This is a genomic window from Streptomyces sp. NBC_00440 (genome assembly GCF_036014215.1).
Classification (GTDB): domain Bacteria; phylum Actinomycetota; class Actinomycetes; order Streptomycetales; family Streptomycetaceae; genus Streptomyces.
Genome location: NZ_CP107921.1, coordinates 1111681 through 1122919, shown reverse-complemented (window position 1 = coordinate 1122919; position 11239 = coordinate 1111681). Strand labels below are relative to the sequence as shown.

General features: G+C 72.1%; 13 protein-coding genes. 11 read left to right on the top strand and 2 right to left on the bottom strand.

Annotated features, from left to right (window positions below):
* Position 1: 1 nt before the first annotated feature.
* Positions 2–376, bottom strand: coding sequence for a hypothetical protein (locus tag OHB13_RS04995; protein WP_328375916.1), 375 nt, complete (start codon positions 374–376; stop codon positions 2–4).
* Between the two features lie 270 nt (positions 377–646).
* On the opposite strand from OHB13_RS04995, the gene aroC reads away from it, so the two are divergent.
* The 9 genes from aroC (at position 647) to OHB13_RS04950 (ending at position 8684) form a co-directional block, all read left to right on the top strand.
* A complete protein-coding gene (gene aroC, locus OHB13_RS04990) occupies positions 647–1831 on the top strand; it encodes a chorismate synthase (protein WP_328375914.1) in 1185 nt (394 codons plus the stop codon).
* Positions 1828–2385 carry a shikimate kinase gene (locus OHB13_RS04985; protein ID WP_266858949.1) on the top strand — a complete coding sequence of 186 codons (558 nt, stop codon included), beginning with the start codon at positions 1828–1830 and terminating at the stop codon, positions 2383–2385. The genes aroC and OHB13_RS04985 overlap by 4 nt, the downstream gene beginning before the upstream one ends.
* Complete coding sequence (gene aroB / locus OHB13_RS04980; RefSeq protein WP_266858951.1) at positions 2382–3476, top strand: 3-dehydroquinate synthase; 1095 nt, start codon at positions 2382–2384, stop codon at positions 3474–3476. The genes OHB13_RS04985 and aroB overlap by 4 nt, the downstream gene beginning before the upstream one ends.
* Positions 3473–3913 carry a type II 3-dehydroquinate dehydratase gene (gene aroQ / locus OHB13_RS04975; RefSeq protein WP_328375912.1) on the top strand — a complete coding sequence of 147 codons (441 nt, stop codon included), beginning with the start codon at positions 3473–3475 and terminating at the stop codon, positions 3911–3913. Before aroB ends, aroQ begins: the two co-directional genes overlap by 4 nt.
* 102 nt (positions 3914–4015) lie before the next feature.
* Positions 4016–4825, top strand: coding sequence for an AAA family ATPase (locus tag OHB13_RS04970; RefSeq protein ID WP_328375910.1), 810 nt, complete (start codon positions 4016–4018; stop codon positions 4823–4825).
* Positions 4826–4886: 61 nt separating this feature from the next.
* Positions 4887–5993: an aminopeptidase P family protein gene (locus OHB13_RS04965; RefSeq protein ID WP_266858956.1), complete on the top strand. Its 1107-nt coding sequence runs from the start codon at positions 4887–4889 to the stop codon at positions 5991–5993.
* Between the two features lie 51 nt (positions 5994–6044).
* Positions 6045–6611 (top strand): elongation factor P, encoded by a 567-nt coding sequence (gene efp / locus OHB13_RS04960; protein WP_164264558.1) that lies wholly within the window; start codon positions 6045–6047, stop codon positions 6609–6611.
* Positions 6612–6613: 2 nt separating this feature from the next.
* Positions 6614–7042, top strand: coding sequence for a transcription antitermination factor NusB (gene nusB, locus OHB13_RS04955; RefSeq protein WP_266858958.1), 429 nt, complete (start codon positions 6614–6616; stop codon positions 7040–7042).
* 97 nt (positions 7043–7139) lie between these two features.
* A complete protein-coding gene (locus OHB13_RS04950) occupies positions 7140–8684 on the top strand; it encodes a pyridoxal phosphate-dependent decarboxylase family protein (protein WP_328375907.1) in 1545 nt (514 codons plus the stop codon).
* Between the two features lie 108 nt (positions 8685–8792).
* Here the strand turns inward: OHB13_RS04950 and bldD are convergent, their stop codons facing one another.
* Positions 8793–9293 carry a transcriptional regulator BldD gene (gene bldD, locus OHB13_RS04945; protein WP_014157378.1) on the bottom strand — a complete coding sequence of 167 codons (501 nt, stop codon included), beginning with the start codon at positions 9291–9293 and terminating at the stop codon, positions 8793–8795.
* A gap of 217 nt (positions 9294–9510) precedes the next feature.
* Between bldD and pyrR the strand changes: the two genes are divergently transcribed.
* On the top strand, positions 9511–10149 hold the full coding sequence (pyrR, locus tag OHB13_RS04940) for a bifunctional pyr operon transcriptional regulator/uracil phosphoribosyltransferase PyrR (RefSeq protein WP_328375906.1): 639 nt from the start codon (positions 9511–9513) through the stop codon (positions 10147–10149).
* A gap of 112 nt (positions 10150–10261) precedes the next feature.
* The gene (locus OHB13_RS04935; RefSeq protein ID WP_266858961.1) at positions 10262–11239 is read left to right on the top strand and encodes an aspartate carbamoyltransferase catalytic subunit; all 978 of its coding nucleotides are present in this window, start codon (positions 10262–10264) and stop codon (positions 11237–11239) included.

Genomic DNA, 11239 nt, shown 5'->3' with positions numbered 1-11239 from the left:
GTCAGCCGCGGTGCCGGATGCCGATGCCCGTACCCGCCGCGTAGTCCTGGGTCCAGCTGCGGCCCGCGTCGGACTTCCAGGTGACCTGGACGGTGTCGCCCAGGGCCCTGACGCGCTCCACTGTCATGGAGCGGTCACTGTCCCTGACATCGCCGCGGCGCAGTTCCCGCGCCTCCACGGTGACGCGCTCGGTGGGCTGTGCGCGCTGTGCCTCGCCGGCCGCCCGCACCAGGGCGGCGGCCAGCTCCCTGGCCTGTGCGGGGGAGCAGTGCAGCACGGTCTCCGGGGCCTGCGGCGACGTCCGCGCGGTGAGCCGTACTCCGGCGGCGCCCGCCGTCAGGGTCACCCCCGCGCCGTCCGCGAGATCCAGTTCCACGCGCTCTCCGTCTCTCTCCGGGGGCCCGCGTCCGGGGGCCGCCCCGCTCTCCGGTGACCTCCGCATTGGAGCACACCGCGCGCCCCTGCCCCGGCGCCGGACGCCGGATCCGGCGGCGCCCGGACGGGCCGTACGGGGACCGGGCCGACGTCCGCCAGCTGGACCCGTGACCGCCCGGCGCCCCGGTCGTGGGAGGATCGGGTCAGGCGGGCCAGGGCCGCGCACCCGGTCGCGCCGTCGCAGATCGAGGCGCGAGCATGAGGAGCACCGTTGAGCAGGTTGCGTTGGCTGACCGCGGGGGAGTCGCACGGACCCGCACTGGTGGCGACGCTGGAGGGGCTTCCCGCCGGCGTCCCGGTCACCACGGACATGGTGGCGGACGCGCTCGCCCGGCGGCGGCTCGGATACGGCCGCGGCGCCCGGATGAAGTTCGAGAAGGACGAGGTCACCTTCCTCGGCGGGGTCCGGCACGGGCTGACCATGGGCGGCCCGGTGGCCGTCATGATCGGCAACACCGAGTGGCCCAAGTGGGAGAAGGTCATGTCGGCCGACCCGGTCGACCCCGACGAGCTGGCCCAGCTGGCCCGCAACGCCCCGCTGACCCGGCCCCGCCCCGGCCACGCGGACCTCGCGGGTATGCAGAAGTACGCGCTGGACGAGGCCCGGCCGATCCTGGAGCGCGCCAGCGCCCGTGAGACGGCGGCCCGCGTCGCCCTCGGCACGGTGGCCCGCTCCTACCTGAAGGAGACGACCGGCATCGAACTCGTCTCGCACGTCGTGGAGCTGGCTGGAGCGAAGGCCCCCTACGGCGTCGTCCCAGTCCCCGCCGACGAGGCGCGGCTGGACGAGGACCCGGTGCGCTGCCTGGACGCGGACGCGTCCAAGGCGATGGTCGCCGAGATCGACCAGGCCCACAAGGACGGTGACACCCTCGGCGGTGTGGTCGAGGTGCTCGCCTACGGCGTACCGGTCGGCCTCGGTTCGCATGTCCACTGGGACCGCAGGCTCGACGCCAGGCTCGCCGCCGCTCTGATGGGCATCCAGGCCATCAAGGGCGTCGAGGTCGGCGACGGCTTCGACCTGGCCCGGGTGCCGGGCTCCAAGGCCCACGACGAGATCGTGCCGACCGATGAGGGCGTACGCCGCACATCGGGCCGCTCCGGTGGTACCGAGGGCGGAATGTCCACCGGTGAACTGCTGCGCGTCCGGGCCGCGATGAAGCCGATCGCGACCGTGCCCCGCGCGCTCGCCACCATCGACGTGGTCACCGGGGAGGTCGCCGCCGCGCACCACCAGCGCTCGGACGTCTGCGCGGTGCCTGCCGCCGGGATCGTCGCCGAGGCCATGGTCGCGCTGGTCCTGGCGGACGCGGTCGCGGAGAAGTTCGGCGGCGACAGCGTCGGCGAGACCCGCAGGAACGTCCGGTCGTTCCTCGACAACCTGCAGATCCGATGACCGGGCCGCTGGTCGTCCTCGTCGGCCCGATGGGCGTCGGCAAGTCCACCGTCGGTGAACTGCTCGCCGAGCGGCTCGGCGCGGGCTACCGCGACACCGACGCCGACATCGTGGCCGCCGAGGGCCGCACCATCGCGGACATCTTCGTCGACGACGGCGAGGACCACTTCCGCGCCCTGGAACGCGCGGCGGTACGCGAGGCGGTGACCGGGCACACCGGCGTACTGTCGCTCGGCGGCGGCGCGGTCCTCGACCCGGCCACCCGCGAGCTGCTCGCCGGCCGCCCCGTCGTCTACCTCTCCATGGACGTGGACGAGGCGGTGAAGCGGGTCGGGCTCAACACCGCGCGCCCGCTGCTCGCCGTCAACCCGCGCCGTCAGTGGCGTGAGCTGATGGACGCGCGGCGGTCCCTGTACACCGAAGTCGCCCGTGCCGTCGTCGCCACCGACGGCCTGTTCCCCGAAGAGGTCGCCGAGGCGGTCCTCGACGCCCTGGAGCTCCGGCTCCCCGCAGGGGACATCACCCCGCCCCCCGGCCAGGAGAAGACCGTATGACGCAGGACGCCCCCATCCGTATCCAGGTCGGCGGCACGGACGGCCACGATCCGTACGAGGTGCTGGTCGGCCGTCAGCTGCTGGGCGAACTGCCCGCGCTGATCGGCGAGCAGACCAGGCGGGTCGCCGTACTGCACCCCGAGGCGCTGGCCGAGACCGGCGAGGCGGTGCGCCAGGACCTCGCCGACCAGGGGTACGAGGCCATCGCGGTCCAGCTGCCCAACGCCGAGGAGGCCAAGACCGTCGAGGTCGCCGCCTACTGCTGGAAGGCACTGGGCCAGACCGGGTTCACCCGCACCGACGTCATCATCGGCGTCGGCGGCGGCGCGACCACCGACGTGGCCGGGTTCGTCGCGGCGACCTGGCTGCGCGGAGTGCGCTGGATCGCCGTCCCCACCACCGTGCTCGGCATGGTGGACGCGGCCGTCGGCGGCAAGACCGGCATCAACACCGCCGAGGGCAAGAACCTGGTGGGCGCCTTCCACCCGCCCGCCGGGGTACTCTGCGACCTCGCCGCGCTGGACTCGCTCCCGGTCAACGACTACGTCTCCGGGATGGCCGAGATCATCAAGGCCGGTTTCATCGCCGACCCGGCCATCCTCGACCTCGTGGAGTCCGACCCCGAGGGGGCCCGTACACCCGCAGGACCGCACACCGCCGAGCTGATCGAGCGGTCCATCCGGGTCAAGGCCGAGGTCGTGTCGAACGACCTCAAGGAGTCGGGGCTGCGGGAGATCCTCAACTACGGCCACACGCTCGCCCACGCCATCGAGAAGAACGAGCGCTACAAGTGGCGGCACGGCGCCGCCGTCTCGGTCGGCATGGTGTTCGCCGCCGAACTCGGCCGTCTCGCGGGGCGCCTCGACGACGCGACCGCCGACCGGCACAGCGCCGTACTCGCCTCCGTCGGGCTGCCGCTGACCTACCGGGGCGACCAGTGGCCCAAGCTCCTGGAGACGATGAAGGTCGACAAGAAGTCCCGGGGCAACGTCCTGCGCTTCATCGTCCTCGACGGACTCGCCAAGCCGACGGTCCTGGAGGGCCCCGACCCGGCCGTCCTGCTCGCCGCGTTCGGTGAGGTCTCCGCGTGAGCGCCCGCGTCCTCGTGCTCAACGGCCCCAACCTGGGCAGGCTGGGCTCCCGCGAGCCCGACGTCTACGGTGCGACGTCGTACGCGGGACTCGTCGAGGCCTGCACCCTGCTGGGCAAGGAGCTCGGTCTCGACGTCGAGGTGCGTGAGACCAACGACGAGGGCGAGATGATCCGCTGGCTGCACGAGGCGGCCGACGGCGCGGTCCCCGTCGTGATCAACCCCGGTGCGTTCACGCACTACTCGTACGCCATGCGGGACGCGGCGGCCCAGCGCACCGCCCCGCTCATCGAGGTGCACATCTCGAATCCGTACGCCCGCGAGGAGTTCCGTCACAACTCGGTAATCGCTGCGGTCGCCAGCGGTACCGTGGCGGGCTTCGGGATCGGCTCCTACCGCCTCGCCCTGCGGGCGCTGGCCGGGGAACTCTCCGGCTGAAGCCGGACTTTGGTCCCTCCCCGGCCGTTCACAGGGTGCCGGCCGGGGAGGGTACCGTTCAGTAGGAGAACCAGTCGGCTGAGCGAGACGGAGTGGCACCGGATGCAGCACGCTGTGGGACCTCCGCTGCCGCCGCCCCCACCGGGCGCCGCAGGCTGGGGACAGAGCGCCCAGCATCCCGGCCGGCCCCCGGGCTGGGTGGCACCCGGCCGGCCGGCGGGCCCGCCCGCGCCGCCGCCCCAGCCGCCGCCCGCGCCGCCGTCCATGGAGACGACCGGCCACATCCAGCTGCCGCCCGGTGGGCCGGTCCCGCTGCCGGCGCCGCCCGTGGCCAGCGCCCCGGCCGACACCGGCAACACCACGCTCGCCGTCCTCCTCATAGGACCGGCGGGCGCCGGCAAGACCACCGTCGCCCGGCACTGGGCGCGGAGCCGCCGGATGCCCACGTCGCACATCAGCCTCGACGACGTACGCGAGTGGGTCTGCTCCGGTTTCGCCGACCCCAAGACCGGCTGGAACGACCACTCCGAGGCCCAGTACCGGCTGGCCCGTCGCACCTGCGGCTTCGCCGCGCGCAACTTCCTGGCCAACGGCATCTCCTGCATCCTCGACGACGCCGTCTTCCCCGACCGCCCGGTCGTCGGCCTCGGCGGCTGGAAGCGCCACGTGGGCCCCGGCCTGCTGCCCGTCGTCCTGCTGCCGGGCCTGGAAGTCGTCCTGGAGCGCAACGCGGCCCGCAGCGGCAACCGCCGCCTCGGCGACGAGGAAGTCGCCCGGATCCACGGCCGGATGGCCGGCTGGTACGGCTCGGGGCTGCCGATCATCGACAACTCGGGCTACGACGTGGCGACCACCGCCCAGGTGCTCGACGACGTACTCGCCCGCTCCATCGCCTCCCCTCCGACCTGGTGAAGCTCCCCGGTCGGACGCGCTGAACCGGCCGGGACCCGCTGCCGCTCCTAGGCTCGGGACCATGGCAGAGGTGTTTGCGGTCCGCCGGGCAAGGCTGCGCGACCGGTGCCTGGCAGCGGGCAGCGGGGCGGCGCTGGTCTCCCGGCCGGCCAACGTCCGGTATCTCGCCGGTGCGGCCCCGGCGGGCGCGGTCCTGCTGCTGGGCCCCGACGGCGATGAGCTTCTCTGCCCTGCCGAGCCGCCGGACGACCACCAGGACGGCCGCCCCGACGAGCATCTGCGGCTCACGGTGCTGCCGGCGCCGGGCGGCGACCCGGCGGTGGCCGCCGCCGGCCGGCTCGGCTCGGTGGGCGCCGTGACGCTGGCCGTCGAGGAGCACCATCTGACCGTCGCGCGGCACCGGGCCCTGCAGTCGGTGGCTCCGCGGGTGCGTCTCGCCGATCTCGCCCGCGCCGTCGAGCAGCAGCGGATCATCAAGGACGAGGACGAGATCCGCTGTCTGCGCACCGCGGGGGAGATCACCGACCAGGCCCTGGGCGAGCTGCTCGAATCGATCCTCGTCGGGCGCACCGAGCGCCATCTCGCCCTGGAGCTGGAGCGCCGCCTGGTCGACCACGGAGCCGCCGGTCCTTCCCTCCCGACCTCGGTGGCCACCGGTCCCAACGCCGGACTGTGCGGCCACCGCCCGACCGACCGCCGGGTCGAGGAGGGCGATCTGCTCTCCGTCCGGCTCGGGGCGGTGTACCGCGGATACCGATGTGAGATCGGCCGGACGTTCGTCATCGGGACGGCGCCCGCGGACTGGCAGATCGAGCTGTACGACCTGGTCTTCGCCGCACAACGGGCAGGTCGGGAGGCACTTGTGCCCGGCGCGGCCTGCCGGGACGTGGACCTCGCGGCACGCCATGTACTGGAGGCCGCGGGCCACGGCGACACCCTCGGTCCGTCGACCGGACACGGTGTCGGGCTCGAAATCGACGAGGACCCGCAGCTGGCACCTGCGGCCATGGGTAAACTGGACGCTTGCGTGCCGGTCACCGTCGAACCGGGGGTCCACCTCCCTGGCCGGGGCGGAGTCCGGATCGATGACACGCTCGTCGTACGCCCTGAGGCGGACGGCGGACCCGAGCTACTCACCATTACGACCAAGGAGCTGCTCGCCCTCTAGTGGCGTGCACCCGCGGTCCCACACACGCTGCAGTCCAGGAGAACCTCAACCGTGGCTTCCACGAACGACCTCAAGAACGGCCTGGTGCTCAAGCTCGACGGGGGCCAGCTCTGGTCCGTCGTCGAGTTCCAGCACGTCAAGCCCGGCAAGGGCCCGGCTTTTGTGCGCACCAAGCTCAAGAACGTGCTTTCCGGCAAGGTCGTCGACAAGACGTTCAACGCCGGTGTGAAGGTCGAGACGGCCACCATTGACCGACGCGACATGCAGTTCTCGTACATGGACGGCGAGTACTTCGTGTTCATGGACATGGACACCTACGACCAGTTGATGGTCGACCGCAAGTCGGTCGGTGACGCGGCCAACTTCCTCATCGAGGGCTTCACCGCCTCGGTCGCCCAGTACGAGGGCGAGGTGCTCTACGTCGAGCTCCCGGCCGCGGTCGAGCTGACGATCCAGCACACCGACCCGGGCGTCCAGGGCGACCGTTCCACCGGTGGCACCAAGCCCGCCACCCTGGAGACCGGTTACGAGATCGGTGTCCCGCTGTTCATCACGACCGGCGAGAAGATCAAGGTCGACACGCGATCCGGTGATTATCTCGGCCGGGTGAACAGCTAACCGTGGCTGCCCGGAACACGGCGCGCAAGCGCGCCTTCCAGATCCTCTTCGAGGCCGACCAGCGCGGGGCGTCCGTGCAGACCGTCCTCGCGGACTGGATCCGTCACGCCCGGACCGACGACCGGCAGCCACCGGTCAGTGAGTACACGATGGAGCTCGTCGAGGGGTACGCGGAGCACGCGGACCGTATCGACGACCTCATCGCCACCTACGCGGTGGGCTGGACCCTCGACCGGATGCCGGTCGTCGACCGCAACATCATCAGGCTCAGCGCGCACGAGCTGGTGTGGGTCGACGGGACGCCGGACGCCGTCGTGATGGACGAGGCGGTGCAGCTCGCCAAGGAGTTCTCCACCGACGAGTCGCCGGCCTTCATCAACGGCCTGCTCGGCCGGTTCAAGGACCTCAAGCCGAGTCTGCGCCGCGACTGACCCGGGTCACGGAGTCCGCCCAGCCGGGCCCGGAGCAGAAGATGAACAATCTTCCGCTCCGGGCCTGGTGCGTTCCGAAGGCCCTAGGGTTGCGCGCATGGCTGACCCAGGTGCACAGACCGGCGAGCCGGGCCCCGCGCGGACCGGACCGTACGCGCCCGCCGACCGGCGCATCCTCGACAGGCTCGGCGCCCTGCGCGCGGCCGATCTGCCCGTCAGGGGCGGACGCACCATGGCGTACGTCTACGACTCGGGCCTGCCGGGCATCGAGGAGCTGGCCAACGCGGCGGCCGCCGCGTTCGCGGGCGTCAACGGCCTCGACATGACGGCCTTCCCCAGTGTGGTGTCCCTGGAGAACGACATCGTGGCGCGCACCGCCCGGCTGCTCGGCGGCGGCCCGGACACCGTGGGCACCTTCACCAGCGGCGGTACGGAGAGCTGTCTGCTCGCCGTCCTCACCGCCCGCGAACACGCACTGCGCACCCGTGGCGTCACCGAACCCGAACTGGTGCTGCCCGAGACCGCGCACGCGGCCTTCCACAAGGCCGCCGCGCTCTTCGGGCTCAGGACCGTGGTGGTCCCGGTGGACCCGCTGACCTACCGGGTGCGCGTCGCCGACCTCACGGCCGCGCTCTCCGACCGCACGGCGCTCGTGGTGGTCTCCGCGCCCTCGTACGCCCACGGGGTGATCGACCCGGTCGCTGAAGCCGCCGCCGAGGCGGCCCGGCACGGCGTCCTCTGCCACGTCGACGCATGTATCGGCGGCTGGTACCTGGGGCATCTGAGGCTGGGCGCCGATGCGCCGGCGCCGCCGCCGTTCGATCTCGCCGTGCCCGGTGTCACCTCGCTCTCGGTCGACCTGCACAAGTACGGATACACGGCCAAGGGCGCGTCGGTCCTGCTGTTCAGGGACGCCGAACTCCGCAGGCACGGCTGGTTCGCGCATGCCTCATGGCCCGGCTACCCGGTGGTCAACGCCACCCTCCAGGGCACCAAACCGGCCGGGCCGCTGGCTGCCGCCTGGGCGGTTCTTGAGCGGATCGGCACCGACGGGTACACGGCGCTCTCGCTGCGCGTCCACGAGGCGGTGACGGCGCTCGTGGCGGGGATCGCGGACATCGACGGGCTCCGGGTGCTCGGCAGCCCCGACTCCTCACTGCTCGCGATCGCCGCCGACGGACCGGGCACCGACCCGTTCGTGGTGGCGGACGAGATGCGCCGCCTGGGCTGGTACGTACAGCCGCAGCCCGCCTTCGCTGGCTCACCGGCCAATCTGCATCTCACCGTGACGGCGGCGATGGCGGGGGAGGACACCGTACGGAAGCTGCTCGGCGCGCTGACCGCCGCGGTGGCCGCAGCCGCGGCCACCGGGCCCGCCGAGGCCGATCCCGCGGTGCTCGCGGCCGCCGCGGCACTCGACCCGGAGACCCTCACCCCCGAGGAGGCGGCTCTCGCGGTCGACTTCGCCGGAGTGGGGGCGCAGGGGGAGCTGCCCGAGCGGATGGCGCCCGTCCTCGCGGTGCTCCAGGCGCTGCCGCCGAAGCTCGCCGAACGGCTGCTGCCCGAACTCGTCGGCCGGCTCTACCGGCCCGCGGGACTGACGGCGGGGACTGACGGCGGGGGACTGACGGTGTCGGACTGAGGTGGGCCGACCGCCACCGGGAGCCGGAAACCCGAAAGGCGGCCACCGGCATATGCGGGGCCGCCCTTCGGACGAGACGTTTCTTCTGTTGAACAATCGGCGAGCGGCTCAGCCCTCGTCGTGCGCGACCGCGCGCCGCGCGTCCGCGTCCAGCACACCCCAGCTGATCAGCTGCTCGGTGAGCACCGAGGGGGACTGGTCGTAGATGACGGCGAGTGTGCGCAGGTCGTCCTGGCGGATCGACAGCACCTTGCCGTTGTAGTCGCCGCGCTGGCTCTGGATCGTGGCCGCGTAGCGCTGGAGCGGCCCGGCCTTCTCCGGCGGGACGTGGGCGAGGCGCTCCAGGTCCAGGACGAGCTTCGGCGGCGGCTCGGCCGCTCCGCCCGGCGTCGTGCCCGGCAGCAGCTCCTGCACCGGAACCCCGTAGAAGTCCGCCAGCTCGGCGAGGCGCTGGACGGTCACGGCGCGGTCGCCACGCTCGTACGAACCCACCACGACGGCCTTCCACCGGCCCTGGGACTTCTCCTCGACACCGTGGAGGGAAAGGCCCTGCTGGGTGCGGATGGCACGGAGCTTGGCCCCGAGCTGTTTTGCGTATTCGCTGGACATATGGCTCCCCGGACGCTGAGATGCACTGCGGCTCCGCCGCGCGGCTGGTAACTCACTGTGAGGTTACGCAGCGTTACTTGGATGCGTCAAGCCGAATGGTCCGGACCGCCTCCGGACCAGGGCGGGAACGCCCGCTCCGCCCCTGGTACGGTGGCTGTTGTAATCCCGACGTCCTTTAAGGTCCGTCCCGTGAGGCGGAGAAGGAGGTCCGTTTCATATGGACACCAGCAGTGCAAGTTCAGCCAGTGGAAGCTCTGCCAGTGCGGCCCCCGACGGTGCCGGCGCAGGCAGCGGTGGTTCCGGCGCGCGCCCCGTTCTGGAGGCCCCGGACATCGCACGGGTACTGACCCGTATCGCTCACGAGATCGTCGAACGCGCCAAGGGCGCCGAGGACGTCGTGCTCCTCGGCATCCCGACCCGCGGTGTGTTCCTGGCCCGCAGGCTCGCGGCCAAGCTCGAAGAGATCACCGGCCGTACGATCCCGGTCGGTTCCCTGGACATCACCATGTACCGCGACGACCTGCGGATGCGGCCCGCCCGCGCGCTGGCCCGTACGGACATCCCCGCGGACGGCGTCGACGGACGCCTGGTGGTCCTCGTCGACGACGTGCTCTTCTCCGGCCGTACGATCCGTGCCGCGCTGGACGCCCTGGGCGACATCGGCCGCCCGCGCGCGGTGCAGCTCGCGGTCCTCGTCGACCGCGGCCACCGCGAACTCCCGATCCGCGCGGACTACGTCGGCAAGAACCTCCCCACGTCGCTGCGGGAGACGGTCAAGGTCCAGCTCGCCGAGGAGGACGGCCGCGACACGGTCCTGCTCGGTACCGAGCGGACCGCCCCGGCCGGCGGCCGTTAGCTCCTCTCCCGTACGGCCCGCGACCCGGGCCGCAGAGCCGTGCCCGCCCGCCTGCCATACCTGAATCCGCTGCGTCCTCCGCGACCCCCGCGAAAACATGGAGAACACCCAGATGAAGCGTCACCTCATCTCGGCCGCCGATCTCACCCGTGACGACGCCGTCCTGATCCTCGACACCGCCGAGGAGATGGCCCGGGTCGCCGACCGGCCGGTCAAGAAGCTTCCGACCCTGCGCGGCCGGACCGTCGTCAACCTCTTCTTCGAGGACTCGACCCGGACCCGCATCTCCTTCGAGGCCGCCGCCAAGCGGCTCTCCGCCGACGTCATCAACTTCTCCGCGAAGGGCTCGTCGGTCTCCAAGGGCGAGTCCCTCAAGGACACCGCGCTGACCCTGGAAGCCATGGGCGCCGACGCCGTCGTCATCCGGCACGGCTCGTCCGGGGCCCCGTACCGGCTCGCCACATCGGGCTGGATCGACGGCGCTGTCGTCAACGCGGGCGACGGCACCCACGAACACCCCACCCAGGCGCTCCTCGACGCGTTCACCATGCGCCGCAGGCTGGTCGGGGCCGACACCGGCATCGGGCGCGACCTCGAAGGCCGCCGGATCACCATCGTCGGTGACGTGCTGCACAGCAGGGTCGCCCGGTCCAACGTCCATCTGCTGCACACCCTCGGCGCCCGGGTGACGCTGGTCGCGCCGCCCACGCTGGTGCCCATCGGCGTCGAGCACTGGCCCTGTGAGGTCTCGTACGACCTCGACCGGGTGCTCCCCGAATCCGACGCCGTCATGATGCTGCGTGTGCAGCGCGAGCGGATGAACGCGGCCTTCTTCCCCACCGAACGCGAGTACTCGCGCCGCTACGGCCTGGACGGCGACCGCATGGCGCGGATGCCCGGCGACTCCATCGTGATGCACCCCGGACCGATGAACCGCGGGATGGAGATCACCGCCGACGTCGCCGACTCGGACCGCTGCACCGCCGTGGAGCAGGTCGCCAACGGCGTCTCGATCCGGATGGCCGTCCTCTATCTGCTGCTGGGCGGCTCCGAGCCCGCCATGACTTCCCGTACCGAGGAGAGCAAGTAA

Bases quoted from the DNA above. Each gene is read 5' to 3' on its own strand.
- OHB13_RS04965 (WP_266858956.1), top strand. From the start codon at position 4,887: ATGGCAGAGGTGTTTGCGGTCCGCCGGGCAAGGCTGCGCGACCGGTGC.
- OHB13_RS04935 (WP_266858961.1), top strand. From the start codon at position 10,262: ATGAAGCGTCACCTCATCTCGGCCGCCGATCTCACCCGTGACGACGCC.
- bldD (WP_014157378.1), bottom strand. From the start codon at position 9,293: ATGTCCAGCGAATACGCAAAACAGCTCGGGGCCAAGCTCCGTGCCATC.
- pyrR (WP_328375906.1), top strand. From the start codon at position 9,511: ATGGACACCAGCAGTGCAAGTTCAGCCAGTGGAAGCTCTGCCAGTGCG.
- OHB13_RS04970 (WP_328375910.1), top strand. From the start codon at position 4,016: ATGCAGCACGCTGTGGGACCTCCGCTGCCGCCGCCCCCACCGGGCGCC.
- OHB13_RS04950 (WP_328375907.1), top strand. From the start codon at position 7,140: ATGGCTGACCCAGGTGCACAGACCGGCGAGCCGGGCCCCGCGCGGACC.
- OHB13_RS04985 (WP_266858949.1), top strand. From the start codon at position 1,828: ATGACCGGGCCGCTGGTCGTCCTCGTCGGCCCGATGGGCGTCGGCAAG.
- aroB (WP_266858951.1), top strand. From the start codon at position 2,382: ATGACGCAGGACGCCCCCATCCGTATCCAGGTCGGCGGCACGGACGGC.